This window comes from Micromonospora sp. NPDC005163 (assembly GCF_053599835.1).
Genome location: NZ_JBSFYP010000024.1, coordinates 1 through 15,121 on the forward strand (window position 1 = coordinate 1; position 15,121 = coordinate 15,121).

Annotated in this window: 10 protein-coding genes; 6 read left to right on the forward strand and 4 right to left on the reverse strand. The window is 71.9% G+C overall.

The genetic code is table 11. From position 1 onward, the window contains the following. Window positions 1–281: glutamine synthetase (locus ACWD6N_RS18085; RefSeq protein WP_354965114.1), on the reverse strand; the 281-nt coding region annotated here is incomplete at its 3' end. 210 nt (window positions 282–491) lie between these two features. Between ACWD6N_RS18085 and ACWD6N_RS18090 the strand changes: the two genes are divergently transcribed. The 6 genes from ACWD6N_RS18090 to ACWD6N_RS18115 all read left to right on the forward strand — a co-directional run bounded on the left by ACWD6N_RS18090 (window position 492) and on the right by ACWD6N_RS18115 (window position 10,010). Beyond that, entirely contained in the window at window positions 492–1,682 is a 1,191-nt protein-coding gene (locus ACWD6N_RS18090; protein WP_354966124.1) for an MFS transporter, read from the forward strand. A gap of 112 nt (window positions 1,683–1,794) precedes the next feature. Beyond that, window positions 1,795–2,424: a VOC family protein gene (locus ACWD6N_RS18095; protein ID WP_354966123.1), complete on the forward strand. Its 630-nt coding sequence runs from the start codon at window positions 1,795–1,797 to the stop codon at window positions 2,422–2,424. Between the two features lie 129 nt (window positions 2,425–2,553). Beyond that, complete coding sequence (locus tag ACWD6N_RS18100; protein WP_354966122.1) at window positions 2,554–3,483, forward strand: RNA polymerase sigma-70 factor; 930 nt, start codon at window positions 2,554–2,556, stop codon at window positions 3,481–3,483. A 70-nt stretch (window positions 3,484–3,553) separates the two neighbouring features. Further along, a complete protein-coding gene (locus ACWD6N_RS18105) occupies window positions 3,554–6,370 on the forward strand; it encodes an AfsR/SARP family transcriptional regulator (protein ID WP_354966121.1) in 2,817 nt (938 codons plus the stop codon). Between the two features lie 113 nt (window positions 6,371–6,483). Further along, a complete protein-coding gene (locus tag ACWD6N_RS18110) occupies window positions 6,484–7,008 on the forward strand; it encodes a sigma-70 family RNA polymerase sigma factor (RefSeq protein WP_354966120.1) in 525 nt (174 codons plus the stop codon). A gap of 137 nt (window positions 7,009–7,145) precedes the next feature. After that, on the forward strand, window positions 7,146–10,010 hold the full coding sequence (locus ACWD6N_RS18115; RefSeq protein ID WP_354966119.1) for an AfsR/SARP family transcriptional regulator: 2,865 nt from the start codon (window positions 7,146–7,148) through the stop codon (window positions 10,008–10,010). Between the two features lie 42 nt (window positions 10,011–10,052). Here the strand turns inward: ACWD6N_RS18115 and ACWD6N_RS18120 are convergent, their stop codons facing one another. The 3 genes from ACWD6N_RS18120 to ACWD6N_RS18130 form a co-directional block, all read right to left on the reverse strand. After that, window positions 10,053–13,394 (reverse strand): S8 family peptidase, encoded by a 3,342-nt coding sequence (locus ACWD6N_RS18120; protein ID WP_354966118.1) that lies wholly within the window; start codon window positions 13,392–13,394, stop codon window positions 10,053–10,055. A 161-nt stretch (window positions 13,395–13,555) separates the two neighbouring features. Beyond that, window positions 13,556–14,116, reverse strand: coding sequence for a M17 family peptidase N-terminal domain-containing protein (locus ACWD6N_RS18125; RefSeq protein ID WP_354966117.1), 561 nt, complete (start codon window positions 14,114–14,116; stop codon window positions 13,556–13,558). Beyond that, window positions 14,113–15,093 (reverse strand): DMT family transporter, encoded by a 981-nt coding sequence (locus tag ACWD6N_RS18130; RefSeq protein WP_354966116.1) that lies wholly within the window; start codon window positions 15,091–15,093, stop codon window positions 14,113–14,115. Before ACWD6N_RS18130 ends, ACWD6N_RS18125 begins: the two co-directional genes overlap by 4 nt. Window positions 15,094–15,121: the final 28 nt, after the last annotated feature.

Below are 15,121 nucleotides of genomic sequence, written 5' to 3' on the forward strand. Positions count from 1 at the left end.
ATGAAGAAGTTCAACGCGAGGGTTTTCTGCGCCCGGAACGGGTCGATGAACGCGGTGGCGACGTCCGGGAGCAGGAGCATGTCCGACTCGTGGATGGCCTGGAAACCGCGGATCGATGAGCCGTCGAACGCGAGGCCGTCGGTGAACAGGTCGTCGTTGACGGACTCGACCGGCAGGTTGAAGTGCTGCATCACGCCGGGCAGGTCACAGAAACGAACGTCGACGAACTTCACGTCCTCGTTCTTGAGGTACCGCAGCAGTTCCTCGGAATTGGCGAACACACGTCCTCCCGGAAGGCGTAGCCCGACCTGGTCGGCGCACCCATGCCCCGACCGTACGACGACTCGCCGGACCGGCGTCGCCCATCCGCCCATCCGCCAGCGGATGAAGGCGCGTGCATGCGGCAGAGCACACCGGGTACGCCGCTGCGGCCCTACCGCCAGCGGGGCGTCCAGGTCTGACCGCTTCCAGCGCCGCCGAGGAGCACCGACATGAGTATCGCGGGGCAGGCACGACTCTCGCCGAGGGTCTCACTGGTGCTGCTCGCGTCGATTCTCGTGTCGTTCCTGGCCGCGTCGGCGGCCCCGACGCCGCTCTACGGGATCTACCAGGAGCGCTGGCACTTCTCGCCGGTCACGACCACCGTGGTGTTCGCCGTCTACGCGCTCGCGGTGCTGGCGTCGCTGCTCACGTTCGGCAAGTTGTCCGATCATGTCGGCCGTCGTCCGGTCCTGGCCGTCGCGATCGCGGTGCAGATGGTCTCGCTGGTCGTCTTCGTCTTCGCCAACGGCGTACCCGCGCTGCTGGCCGCCCGTCTCGTGCAGGGGCTCGCGGCCGGCGCCGCCACCGGCGCCATCGGTGCCGCCATGCTCGACATCGACCGCGCCCGTGGCACGCTCGCGAACTCGATCGCCCCGGGTATCGGGACCGGCAGCGGCGCCCTGCTCTCGGCGCTGCTCATCCAGTTCCTGCCCGCGCCGACGCGGCTGGTGTACGTCGTCCTACTCGTCATCCTGCTGATCCAGGCCGTCGGGATCGCGCTGATGCCGGAGACGGTCACGAGGATGGCGGGAGCGCGACAAAGCCTGCGGCCGGACATCAAGCTGCCCCGCTCCGTACGCGAGCCGATCCTGGTCGTCGTTCCGGTGCTGTTCGCGGTCTGGGCCCTGGCCGGTTTCTTCGGGGCGCTCGGCCCGGCGCTGGTGCGCGCCCTCATGAACACGTCGATCGTGGTTGGCGGTCTGGTCCTCTTCGTCTTCGCCCTCTTCGGGTCGATCGCCGTCCTGTTGCTGCGGAACACCGCCGCGCGGACCGTGATCCTGATCGGGATCGCCGCGCTCATCCTGGGCATGGTCGTCACGTTGGTGGCGATCATGGCCGAGTCCGTCCCCGGATTCTTCGTCGGCCTCGCGCTCGGAGGGGTCGGCTTCGGCGGCGGTTTCCAGGGCAGCCTCAAGACGATCATGCCACTGGTCGAGGCGCACGAACGCTCCAGCGTGCTGTCCCTGCTCTACCTCGTCTGCTACATCGGCTTCGGCCTCCCCACCGTGATCGCCGGCTTCCTCGTGGTCTACGCCGGCGGCGTCCCTCGGACCGCCGACGAGTACTCCATCGCCGTCATCCTCCTCGCCCTCGTCGCACTGCTCGGGGTGCGCAGGGCGACGAGGATGGCGCCCGGCTGATGTTGGGAACGGGCATCCGGGCGGGGCGCAGGCAGTAGCGTGGTGATCGAGCCGGCGTCGCCCGGCGGTGCGGTGGCTCGCGCTGGCGCCGCACTCATCCAGGGAGGCCGCGATGAGCCCGAGGGAATCCCAGAGCGACGCGAGTGGGACGTCCAGCGTCGAGAACCTCGACCTGAAGCTCGAGGTGATCGTCGTGCCGGTGTCGGATGTCGACCGGGCGAAGGAGTTCTACGGGCGCCTCGGGTGGCGGCTCGACCAGACACCGCCGGGCGTGGTCCAGTTCACCCCGCACGGCTCCGGGTGCTCCGTGCAGTTCGGCCCGGAGCTCACCTCGGCGGCGCCCGGTTCGGCCAAGGCGTACCTGATCGTGTCGGACGTCGAGGCGGCCCGCAGCGCCCTGGTCTCCGCCGGTGTCGAGGTAAGCGGCATCGTCCACGCCACCGCGGACGGCCCGGTCGACGGGCTGGATCCCGAGCGGCGCAGCTACTTCTCGCGTGCCACGTTCCGCGACCCGGACGGCAACACCTGGTTGATGCAGGAGATCACGACCAGGCTTCCCGGGCGTGTCGAGGGTGGCGTGACGTCGTTCGGCTCCGCGAGCGACCTGGCGAGCGCGCTCCGGCGCGCGGCCGCCGCCCATGGCGAGCACGAGAAGCGCACCGGCAAGGCGGACGAGAACTGGCCCGACTGGTACGCGTCGTACATGGCGAGCGAGCAGTCAGGGGCCAAGCTGCCCGAGTGAGCCATGACGCCGAGCCGGCCCGGTCAGCCGGTGCGGGTGACGCCCGTCACGAACGCTGGGTGTCACAGCATGTGATGGATCAGCGTCTTGTGGGCGACGCAGTCGGGATCGAAGCGACAGGAGCGACCCATGGCCAGCGCAATTCCGGACGCTGCAGGCGCCGCCACGAGGGAGGGTCGCCGCACGGACCCCGCCACCGACGCGTTCGTCACCCACCGCAACCTGCTCTTCACGGTCGCCTACGAGATGCTCGGCTCCGCCGCCGACGCCGAGGACGTCCTCCAGGAGACCTGGCTGCGGTGGGCGGACGTCGACCTCGACACCGTGCGGGACCAGCGCGCATACCTGGTCCGGATCGCCACCCGCCAGTCACTCAGCCGGCTGCGTACGCTCGGCCGCCGCAAGGAGTCCTACGTCGGCTCCTGGCTCCCCGAGCCCCTGCTGACCACGCCCGACGTCGCCGAGGACGTCGAGCTGGCCGAGAGCGTCTCGATGGCGATGCTGCTGGTGCTGGAGACGCTCGCTCCGACCGAGCGGGCGGTGTTCGTACTGCGCGAGGTGTTCGATCTGGCCTACGACGAGATCGCCGAAGCCGTCGACAAGAGCCCGGCCGCGGTCCGCCAGATCGCTCACCGGGCGCGCGCACACGTGGCCGCGCGCCGGCCCCGCGGGGTGGTTTCTCCGGCCGAGTCCAAAGGCGCGATCGAGGCGTTCCAGCGGGCGGTCGAGACCGGCGACGTGCAGGGCCTGCTCGACATCCTCGCGCCGGACGTCGTGCTCCTGGGTGACGGCGGCGGAGTCAGGCAGGCCGTGCTGCGGCCCATCGCCGGGGCTGGCAAGGTAGCGCGGCTGATGGCCTCCAAGCAGGTCAGGATCGCCGCCACGTCGCTGCACCCGGCCCAGGTCAACGGCTACCCCGCGCTGGTTCTCCGGCTCGACGGCGAGATCGACACGGTCATCGCGCTGCGCATCGACGACGGCCTCATCAGTGGGCTGTACGCCGTGCGCAACCCCGAGAAGCTGTCACACATGGAGCGTGCGACCGCCCTGCGTCGCTGAGCCGTCGCCGCGAAACGCGCACAGCGTCCCCATCCGCGACCGCGACGTCCGGGTGGTTACCGTTGCCGGCGTGCGAGCGGAGGCGGGCGAGACGATCGGGTTCTCGGTGCTCGGCTCGATCAGGGTCGTCCGCGCCGGCGCCGAGCTGCACCTGGGCGCGCGACAGCAGCGCCTCGTGCTCGCGTTGCTGCTGGCCCGGGCCGGTGCACCGGTCTCCCTGGCCGAACTGGTCGACCTGCTCTGGGACGAGGAGCCCCCGCCCAGCGCCGCGAACGTCGTGCACCGCCACGTCGGGTTGCTCCGACGCCTGCTCGAACCCGGCCTGCCGAACCGCTCTGCGGGCCGGCACATCCTCCGGGACCTGTCGGGCTATCGGCTGCGCGCCGACGAAGAGTCCCTTGACCTGCTGAAGTTCCGGTCGCTGAGCCGGCTGGCGGGCCGGAGCCTGCAGGACGGCGACCCGGAGTCGGCGCTGCGGCATTCCCTCGAAGGGCTGCGGCTGTGGCGCGGCCGGTGCGCGGCGGGCCTGGAGCCAGCCTCCCGCCGGCATCCCACGTTCCTCGCCGTGGAGGCCGAACGCGCCCAAGCGGTGCGCGAAGCCGCCGACGCCGCCGAGCGCTGCGGCCGGATGAGCGACGTACTCGCGCCGCTGCGGCAGGCTGCCGAGCAGCACCCGCTCGACGAGTCGTTGCAGAGCTGGTTGCTGCTGGCGCTCGCCGCCGACGGCCGCCAGGCGGAAGCCGTCGAGATGTACCGGGTAATTCGCCGCCGGCTCGCCGACGACCTGGGCATCGATCCGGGCGAGGAGCTGCGGGAGGCGTACGACCGGCTGCTGCACCAGCGCACCCGGCCGGCACGTGCCGATTTACCCCCGCCACTGCCCCGGCCTGCGCAGCTGCCCCCGGACCTGGCCTTCTTCGTCGGCCGGGACGACCTCCTCGCCGAGGCCCGCGCGGTGATCTCGCGCCCGGACGGGCCGGCGGTCCTCGCGATCGACGGCATGCCCGGGATCGGCAAGACCGCCCTCGCCGTCCACCTCGCCCACGAGTTCGTCGTCGGCTACCCGGACGGGCAGCTGTATGTCGACCTGCGCGGATACGACGGACGGGAGCCGGCGATGAGTCCGGCCGAGGCGCTGCGTGGCTTCCTCGGCTCGCTCGGGGTGCCTCAGGAGGGCATCCCCGCTGAGCTGCACGCCCAAGCCGGCATGTACCGCAGCAGCCTTGCCGGCCGACGCCTGCTGATCCTGCTCGACAACTGCCGGGACGTCGAGCAGATCCGGCACCTGCTGCCGGGCACCCCCGGCTGTCTGGTGATCGTCACCAGTCGCAGCCGGCTCAGCACCCTGCTGACCACGGCTGGCGCCCACCCGCTGCCGGTCGGCCTGCCGAGTGTCGACGAGGCACGCGCGGCGCTCCTGCGGCCGCTCGGCGTCGGCCCCGTCGCGGCGGACCGGGCCGCGATCGACGCCATCATCGCCAGCTGCGGGCGGCTGCCGCTCGCGCTGGCCGTGGTGGCCGCCCGCGCCGCGAGCCTGCCGCGGACACCACCGGGGCAGATCGCCGCCGAGCTGGCCCAGTCGCCCGGGAGCCTGGACGGCTTCGACGGCGACGACCCGCAGACCGGGCTGCGTGCCGTCTTCTCCTGGTCCTACCAGGCGCTCTCCGCCCCGGCCGCCCGGCTATTCCGGCTGATGCCGATCCACCCCGGCCCCGACATCTCGATCGCCGCGGCGGCGGGCCTGGCCGGCGTCTCGCTGCGGACCGGTCGGGCGTTGATCGGTGAGCTGAGCCGCGCGCACCTGATCAGCGAGGACCGGTCGGGCCGCTACCGCACCCACGACCTGCTGCTGGCCTACGCCACGGAGCTCGGCGAGGAGCACGACAGCCCAGCCGAGCGCGCCGCCGCGGAGCTGCGCTGCGTGCAGTTCTACCGGGCCACCAGCTATCAGGCGGACCAGCGGCTGCTGACCTCCGAGTATCACCCGATGATCGAGCCGGGGGTGGGCGAGACACCGCTGCGCTTCGCCGGTGACGACGACGCCATGCGTTGGTTCGCCGCCGAGCGGCAGGTACTGATCGCGCTGGTCGATCGGGCCGCCCGGCAGGGCCGGCACACTGAGGCCTGGCAGCTCGCTCTGGGTATGCAGCACTTCTTCGACCGCAGCGGCCGGTGGGTCGACTGGACGACGACCGGCGAGGTGGCCCTCGACGCCGCCCGGGCCGGCGGCGACCTGGTCGGGCAGGCCCGGATGCACCGCAGCCTGGCCGGGGCGGCCTATTTCCGACACGAGCACGACACCGCGATCGGGCATCTCGACCGGGCTGTCGAGCTGCTCGCCCGGCTCGGCCTGCCCGGAGAGCTGACCCGGGCAAGGATCAACCGGGCGATGATCCTGGGCGCCCAGGGGCGACACGAGGAGGTCGTCCGGACGCTATCCGCGGCGCTGGGGCCGGCCCGCGCGGTTGGAGACGACAGGCTGCTCGCGGACGTCCTGGTGATCATGGCGGCGAGCAACGCCGAGCTGCGCCGGGCGGAAGAGGCCGTGCGCTGCGCCGAGCAGGCGATGGCGCTGTCGCGCGGAGCGCAGTACAGGCTGGGCGTCGCCGAGGCGTGGGAGGTGCTCGGCCGGGCCCATTTCGCTCGTCAGGAGCTCGACACGGCGGCCGGTTGCTGGCGCGAGGCGGCCGTCGCCTACCAGGAGGCCTCGGCGCCGGCGCCGGCCGCGGAGGTGTTGGCGCTGCTCGGCGACGCCCTCGCCGCCGCCGGCGAACAGGACACCGCGGTGCGGGCATGGCAGGAGGCACGGGCCCTGATCCCGTACGCGCAGACGCCCACCGGGCAGCGGCTGGCCGGCCTGCTCGCGGCGGTCACGTCGCGTCCGTGACCGACTGCGATCGGCGACGGCACTCGATTCACACTTCCACGTCAGTCCATTCGCATCGCTCGTCCCTAGGCTCGTGCCGCACTCGCCGTTGCTTCTGCCTCTGGGGGTGGACCGTGCTCCGGGCATCCGACGAATCACCGGCCGGCCGGGCCGAGCGCATGACCGCGCTGCACGCCGACCACGCCCGCGCCGTACTGCGTCTCCTGCTCGTGCTGACCCGCAACCAGCGGCAAACCGCCGAGGATCTGCTCCAGGACACCATGCTGCGGGCCTGGCGGCACCTCGACTCGGTGCCGGCCGAACCTGCCGCCGCTCGGCGGTGGCTCGTCACCGTCGCACGGCGGCTCGTCATCGACGGCGTCCGGCTGCGCACGGGCCGCCCTGCCGAGGTCCATCTCGTCGACATGACCTGGATTCCCGCTCGCGACGACACGACCGGCACTGCGCTCGCGTCGTACGCCATCCGGCGCGCGCTCCGCCGGCTGAGCCCGGCGCAGCGCAGTCTGCTCTCCGAGGTGTACCTCGTCGGGCGGTCACCGGAGGAGGTCGCGGGCCGGTTGGGAGTGCCGATCGGCACGGTGAAATCACGGACCCACTACGCGCTGCGGGCCCTGCGCACCGGTCTGGATGCGGCCTGAGCAGGGGCGATTCCACCGACGGGCGAGCCGACCGCTGAGCGGAAGCTCACACTGCCGCAACACGTGCCCATCTCGCGGGGCGAGCCCTGCCATGCTCTGGCGATCGTGGCAACCAGCCCCCTACGGATCGCATCACCATGACCAGCCCGCTCTCCTTCGCCGTTCTCGGCCCGGTGCGGGCCTGGCGTGGCCAGTCCGAAATTGACCTGGGCACCCGACAGCAGCGGCTGATCCTGGCGTTGCTGCTCGCCCGCGCCAGCGGGGCGGTCAGCGTTGCCGAGCTCGTCGACCTGCTCTGGGAATCCGACCCGCCACCCAGCGCGGTCAATGTGCTGCACCGGCACGTCGGGATGCTCCGGCGGTGCTTCGAGCCGGGCCTGCCGACCCGGGCAGCGGGCTCGGTGCTGATCCGTGACGGCGCCGAATACCGGCTACGGATCGACGGGGAGTCGCTCGACCTGCTGCGTTTCCGGCGCCTGGTCGCCCAGGCCGATGCCAGCTCCGGAGAGCCGGCCGTCGAGCTCTACCGGGAGGCACTGGCGCTGTGGCGCGATCGGTGCGCCTCGGGCCTGCAGGCCGACGGCCGGGCCCATCCGGAGTTCGTCGCGGTCGACGGCGAGCGGTTCGCGGCGGTCCGGGCGGCGACCGACGTCGCTCTGCGGGCCGGATGCGTCCACACGGTGCTGCCCGCGATCCGGCTCGCCGCCGAAGACGAGCCGCTGGACGAGGCGCTGCAGGCGCGCCTGCTGCTCGCGCTCGCCGCGGACGGCCGGCGGGCCGAGGCTCTCGCGGCGTACGCCAACATCGAGCACCGGCTCGCCGACGAGCTCGGCATCCAGCCGGGCAGCGACCTGCGCGAAGCCCGGGACAGCCTGTTCGACCACGACGCGCCGGCCGACGGCTCCAGGTCGCGGCGCGGCGTCAGACCGGCCTTCATCCGGCCCGCAGCGCCGGCTGGCGGCGCGGAGGCCGAATCATGGCCGCCAGCCGAGCTGGAATTGTCGCGGTCGACCCGGGCCGAGCCGCCGGCGCAGTTGCCGGCCGACCATCCCTACTTCACTGGTCGTCGCGGCGTCGTGGCCGCCGCGAAGGAGTTGCTGGTCGGACACGGGCGGACGACGGCGCTGGTCATCGACGGAATGCCCGGGGTCGGGAAGACGACCCTCGCCGTGCACCTGGCCCATCAGCTGGCCGCCCGCTACCCCGATGGGCAGTTGCACGCGGACCTGCGTGGTTTCGACGCCGGCGATTCGGTGATGACACCGGCGGAGGCGTTGCGTGGCTTCCTGTGGTCCCTCGGGGTCGCGCCGACCGCCATACCGGCCGAACTGCACGCCCAGGCGGGCCTGTACCGCAGCATCCTGGCCGAGCGCCGGATGCTGATCCTGCTCGACAACTGCCGCGACTGGGACCAGATCCGGCACCTGCTTCCCGGCGCCGGCGGCAGCCTCGTCATCGCCACCAGCCGCCGCCGGATCACCGGTGTCGTCGGCCCGGCGGGCGCCCACCCGCTGCACCTCGACCTGCTGACCGATGCCGAGGCCCGCGAGCTGCTCACCCGCCGGCTCGGCGACGCGGCCGCCGCCGACCCGGACGCCGTCAACGAGATCATCGCGCGGTGCGGACGCCTGCCGCTGGCCCTGGCGCTCGTCGCCACCCGCAGCGTCGGCCGGCCGGGGCTCAGCCTGCCCGCGGTCGCCGGTGAGCTGGCCGAGGCTGACGGCCGGCTGACCGGCTTCGGGGACGGGCACGCCGATCTGGAGTCGATCTTCTCCTGGTCCTACCGGGCACTGACTCCCGAGGCGGGCCGGCTCTTCCGGCTGCTGCCGTTGCACCCCGCCGGGGGACTGAGCACGGAAGCGGCCGCCGCCCTGGGCGGCCTGTCCGTGCGCGCCGCCCGCGGCCTGCTCGCCGAGCTGGGGGCGCAGCTGCTGGTCCAGGCCGCCGACGGTCGGTGGCGAATGCATGATCTGCTGCGCGCCTACGCCGTGGAGCTCGGGGAGGAGCACGACGACGCGGCCGAGCGGGACGCCGCCATCGACCGGGTCCACGACTACTACCAGCTCAGCGCGTACGCGGCGCATCTGCCTCTGCTGCCGCAGGTGCCGCTGCCGCAGCCGGAGCCGTCCGAGCGCGGGGCCACCGGGCGTGGGTTCACCGACCGCGCGGACGCGATGGCCTGGTTCGCCGCCGAGCAGCGGGTGCTGACCGACATCGTCGCGCGGGCCAGGGAGCGCGGCCGGCCTCCCGGGACCTGGCGGATCGCGTTGGCCATGCAGAACTTCTTCCAGGACACCGCGCAGTTCAAGCAGTGGGCGGAAGTGGTCGGCGCGGGCCTCGCGACGGCTGGGGACGACCCCGCCGCTCAGGCCCTGCTACACCGCAGCCTCGCTGGCGCCTGCTACTTCCTGGCCGACCTGGACCATGGGCTGTCGCACCTTCAGCACGCCCGGATGCTCTTCGACCGGCTCGGCCGGCGGACCGAGCAGGGCCACGTGGAGAACAACATCGCCGAGATCCGGCTGGACCAGAGGCGCTACGACGAGGCGATCCGCCATGCCGAGGCCGCGCGGGCGCTCTTTCACACCGAGGGCAACGTGCGGGGCGCCACCAACGCCCTGCTGGTCATCGCGCGGGCACAGGGCTGGCTCGGCCGGCACGCCGAGGCGCTGGGCATGTTCGTCGAGGCGCGGCGGCAGTTCGAGGCCCTCGGCGATCTGCACGGGGTGGGCACCACCCAGGCCTGGCTGGCGCACACGTACTCGATGATCGACGACCTGCCACACGCGATGGCGACCTGGCAGCAGGCGATCGCCACCTTCCGCGGCGCCCGGGCCCCCCACCACACCGCAGAGGTGCTGGTCGCCATCGGCGACTTCCACTCCGCCAACGGCGACCCGGCCCTGGCCGGGCAGGCGTGGAGCGAGGCCCTCGCCGAGCTCGACGGGACGGACTCGCCGTTGGCCCGGCGGATCCGCGACCGGCTGCTCTGGCACCGGTGACCCGGACGCGGCGCCGGTGGGCACCGCGTCCGGGTCCCACCTTCAGTACCGGTAGGCGCGGATCACGGTCTGCTTGACCGTGTTGCCGCCGGTGTCCGTCGCGGCGGAGCGCAGCGAGACGAAACCGGTGCCAGTCGGGTTGCGCACCCAGGCGACCGCCTTCTCGCCCGACCGCTGCACGGGCAGCTGCCGCCAGGTCTTGCCGTCGTCGAAGGACGCCTCGACGGTCAGGGTCCTGGTCCGGCCCTTCGCCGCCCCGACCTGACGGTCGAGCGAGACCGGGATCGCGAAGAGCCGACCGGCCGGTGCCCGGTTCTCGATGTCCAGCTCCGGGGTGTACCGGATCGCCGTCATCGGCAGCTTCACCAGATCGCCGTCGGCCACGTGGGCGGACTTGAAGGTCCACTCCGCGTCGACCAGGGTCGACAGGGTGAACGCCGGGTCGCTGTGGAACGTCGCGGTCAGCCGGTAGTCACCCGCCGCCGCAGGCACCTGCCATGCCTCGGGCACCTTGTTGATCGTTTCGGCGATCTTGACCCCGTTGCGATAGAGGTTCAGCTGTGCGCTGCCACCGACGACGTGCCGGAAACCCATGTGCCCGGCGCCGTCACCGTGCAGTGGCCCCGGTCCTTCCATGGTGTCGCCCCAGTAGCGGGTGGCGAACTGTTGGGCGAAATCCGGCTCCGGGAAGACCGGCCCGACCACCCCGTTGGCCCACTTGACCGTGTACGTGCGCCCAGGCCGGAAGCTGGTCCACGCCGACTGGTAGCGCGTGTAGCCCGACTGGCCCGAGATCGACTGCCACACCGCCTGCTTGTCGTGGTTGTAGTACTCGGTGATGGTGTTCGGCACGTCGTAGGTGAAGCCCCGCGGGACCTGCCCGTCGCCTCCCCGGAAGAGCGGCGAGTTGCCGGGCGCGTGCGCGACCGCGAGCCGCCAGACCGGTACGTCGGCCACGTCCGCGCTGATCCGGGAGCGGACCGTGGCGAAGTCGCCCGCGCGCAGCTTGCGGGTCAGCCCGGTCATCATCTTCTCCGGCTCGTAGAAGTAGGCCCGGTAGACGTAAGGGCTGTTGTGGGTGGCGCCGTCCTGATCCAGTTGGCCCCACATCCCGTTGACATAGGAGACGAAACCGGGCGTCTTGCCGGCCCCGATCTGCGCGGTCCGCAGGTGGTCGAAGGGGAGGTTCATCAGCAGGCCGTACGCGTCATTGCTGCCGTAGATCTGCGGCTCCTCCGTCCGGATCGTCCAGCCGGACTCCTGGTGGACGGCGGTGGCCTTCGGATTCGGCACCGACACCGTGATCGGCTTGGCCAGGCGGGTGTCCACGGTGAGTGCCTGGTCCCTGGTCAGGTCGAGGACCGGGCGCACCAGCGACCTGATGTACGGGAGGTACGGGTCACCGGTCAACATGTAGGTCTGGACGAGGTAGCGGCCCGGGCGGATCCGGTACGTGGTGACCGCGGGGTTGTCGAACACCAGAATGGACTTCTGGTCCAGGTCGGTCAGGGCGGTCACCCAGCCCTGATCGGGCGTGGGCGCACCGCCGTCTGGCCCGATGAGCTTGAGGGCCAGCTGGTGGCGGGTGATGTCGAGCGCGACCGGCGTCTGCACCTGCGCACTGCCGCCGGTGGCGGTCACCTCACCGCCGAAGTAGCGGTCGGGCAGGTCGGTGCCGGCCTGCACGTTGACGGTCACTGTGGCCGTGCCGCCGGCCGGGACCGTCACCGAGGAGGCGCTGAGGCTGAACAGGCCGGCCGGCGCCGGGCCGCCGTCGGCGTCCTTGGCGTCGAAACGAACAGCCAGGGTGAGGGCGGAGGAGCCGCTGTTCGCGTACGTGATCGTGTTCTGCTGCGCAGTGGTGGTCCGCTCAAACGCGACGCTGACCGGGCTCGCCGTGACGGTCTGCTGGATGGCCCGGCCGACGTTGAGGAAGCCGGCGCCCTGCTCGTAGACGCCGACGGCGGCGTTCGGCTGCGCGGCCGCCATCAGCGTGGACTTGATCCGCTCAGGCCCCCAGTCCGGGTGCTGCTGAGCCAGGATCGCCCCCGCGCCGGCCACGTGCGGAGTCGCCATTGAAGTGCCGTTGAGGCTGGTGTACTGCGGGTTCTCGTCAACCGGCTGCATGCCGGAGGTCGAACTGCGGGCGGCGACGATGCCGACGCCTGGCGCGGTGACGTCCGGCTTGATACCGGCGTCGGCCGCGCGCGGACCGCGGCTCGAGAACGAGGCCAGGTAGCCCGTCTTGGTCACGGCGCCCACGGTCAGTGCCTCGGCCACGCTGCCGGGCGAGTTCACCGTGGACTCGCCGGCCTCGCCGCTGTTGCCCGCGGCGACGACGAAGAGCACGCCGTAGCGGTGGGTGAGGTCGGCCAGGGCTGCCTCGATCGGGTCGGTCTCCGGGCTGTCCGGGCCGCCGAGGCTCATGTTGGCGACCTTGACGCCCTGCTGCGCCACCCAGGTCATGCCGGCCAGGATCGCCGACTCCGGGCAGCCCTCTTCGACGCAGACCTTGGCGCTGTAGAGGCTCGCGCCGGGCGCCATGCCCTTGTACCGGCCTTCGGAGGCGGCGGCGGTGCCGGCGATGGTCGAGGCGACGTGGGTGCCGTGGCCAATGCGGTCGAGGGTGTCCGGGTCGGCGGTGAAGTTCTCCGCGGCGACGACCCGGTCAGCCAGGTCGGGGTGGGTCTGGTCGACGCCGGTGTCGATCACGCCGACCTTCACCCCGGTGCCCGTCCAGCCGGCTTTCCAGGCCTCCGGCGCGCCGGTCAACGGGACGCTGACGTCCAGGGTGGGCTGGCGCAGCCCGTCGAGCCAGATCTTGTCGAACCCGGGCCGCAGTTGCCGGTTGGTGCCACTCGCGGCCGAGGTGAGGTTGTTCCAGAAGGCCACCGCGTCCGCGCGGCTCTCCGCGACGGCGCTCGCCCCGGGAAGCTCCCGGGTGGTCCGGGCGCCGGAGAGGCCGGCGGGGGTGGCGCTGCCGTGCTGGACGATGAGCGGCAGGGTTGCCCGGGTGTCGTCGTAGCCGAAGCGGACCAGCGTCGAGATGTCGAAGAGCCGCTCGTCGAGCTTGCCCCGGTTGAGCAGGCCGACGGCGTCGGCGGGGATGACCCGCACGTCCTCGCCGGCGCTGTGGGTGATAAATGGGATCCGTTCCCGTCCCTTGCCCGGAACGACGTCGACCGCCGTCTGGCCGTCCACGGTGCTGAGATGGACGGTGTCGCCGGTGAGCAGAGTGACCGTCCGGGGCTTGGACGCGACCGGGGGTGTGGCCGCCGGCTTCGCGGCCCGGGGCTGCGCCGATGCCGGCACACCACCCGGGGCCACCGCCGAGACGCCCAGCACCAGCAGTGCCAGCGCCGATAACTTGCGAACTGAACGCATCATTCTCCCTGGATGAACTCGAGAGGTATCCAGGTGTTCCGGACGTGACCGGCGGGTGAAAGTTCACTCCGAGTGACTTGAGTCACTTTCACTGAATTCTGCCGGGCCCGCACGTCCGGATCCTCAACGGTCATGGGATCGCCAGGCGACGGCGTCGGCGGTCACCGGGCTCGGTTGACCTCCTGGCCGAGCACGGCGGCGCGTCGCACGGCGCCCTCGGCGTCCGTCCGGTCGTCGCGGTTCACGCAGATCGTCAGCTCGCGGACCGGGGGCGCGGCGTGGTCGGTGGTGCGGTAGGCGGTGAAGGCGTAGGTGCCGAGTAGGCCACCCAGTGCCACCGCCTCCACGGCCTCGGCGGTGCCGGTCGGCAGCGCCAGCGCGATCGTTCCGGCGCCAGCCAACGCCCGGGCGGCCACCCCTGCGGCTCGGCGCAGAGCCTCGACGTCGTACTCCTCGTTGTTGTTGGCGGCGTCGCCGAGGCCGACCGCGAGGACCAGCCCAGCCTGGATGCCGGCGGGTGCGGGGAGCCTGACCGCTTCGCCCTCGGCACCGGTTGCACCCAGGGCGTTGAAGAGCTCGTCCAGTGTGCCGTCGAACGCCTTGGCCACCGCCGCCGCGCCGGGCGCCAGCACCGGGCCCCGGGGGCCCTTGGCGGTGCCGATCACGACGCAGTCCGCGGGCAGCAGCGCCAGGGGGATCGTGCTTGTCGATAGTGCGGTCACTGTCGTACGTCCTGTTCTCTGCGGAAGGCGACGGTCAGGTTCTCGGCGCGGCCAGCGCCGCCGGGGCCTCTTCCGGGGGCCGGCGTCGGCGGCGTTGGCTTTCCGCGGCGAACCAGGCCGACCCCGACGAGCACGACCACCATTCCGATGACGATCCGAAGGCTGAGACCCTCGTCGAGCACGATGGCCCCCAGCGCTACCGAGACCACCGGCAGCAGGTAGCCGACCGTCGCGGCGTTGGTGGCCCCCTCGGCGGAGATGATCCGGTAGGTGAGGTGGAAGGTGATCCCGGTGGCGACGACGCCCAGGATCACGACGGCGACCAGGGTCTTCGGGTCGATCTCGATCAAGGTCAGGCCACCGGCCGGCAGGGTCAGCGCGGTCAGGCCGGTCGCCGCGACGAGCTGCGCCGCGGACAGCGAGATGGTGGGGATGCCCCTGCCGACCAGGTTGCGGCCCATGTAGGTGAAGCCGACGGCGTAACTAGCCGCCGCGACGACGATGGCAAGGGCACCCCACCCGACCGGCCCGGTCGTCTGCCACGGCCCGAAGATCAGCACAACTCCGGCGAACCCGAGCAGGAGTCCGCCCAGCCGGAGCGGCCGGAGCCCGCGCTCCGAGCCGATCACGATGCCGATCAGCACCGACCACAGCGGGGTCGTCGCGTTCAGTACCCCGGCGACCCCGGAGTCGATGGTCTGCTGGCCGATGCTGAACATGGCGAACGGCAGGGCGTTGCAGAAGAAGGCCGCCACGACGATGTGAACCCAGACCGCCCCACTCCGAGGAAGCCGTCGACCCGAGCCGAGGCACACCACCAGCAGAGCGGCCGATCCGAGTACGCAACGACTGAGGGTGACCTGGACCGGAGTCAGGGCGTCCAGGGCCAGCTCGATCCAGAGGAAGGTGGAGCCCCACAACAGGGCGAGCACCCCCACCCGCATCCACGCCCACGTCCTGCCCACAGCACCGTTCACCCGGACCTCCTCGATTCGTCCCCACGAA

Excerpts from the sequence above, each read along its gene's own strand:
- ACWD6N_RS18090 (WP_354966124.1), top strand. The coding sequence starts at position 492 with ATGAGTATCGCGGGGCAGGCACGACTCTCGCCGAGGGTCTCACTGGTG.
- ACWD6N_RS18095 (WP_354966123.1), top strand. The coding sequence starts at position 1,795 with ATGAGCCCGAGGGAATCCCAGAGCGACGCGAGTGGGACGTCCAGCGTC.
- ACWD6N_RS18100 (WP_354966122.1), top strand. The coding sequence starts at position 2,554 with ATGGCCAGCGCAATTCCGGACGCTGCAGGCGCCGCCACGAGGGAGGGT.
- ACWD6N_RS18115 (WP_354966119.1), top strand. The coding sequence starts at position 7,146 with ATGACCAGCCCGCTCTCCTTCGCCGTTCTCGGCCCGGTGCGGGCCTGG.
- ACWD6N_RS18120 (WP_354966118.1), bottom strand. The coding sequence starts at position 13,394 with ATGCGTTCAGTTCGCAAGTTATCGGCGCTGGCACTGCTGGTGCTGGGC.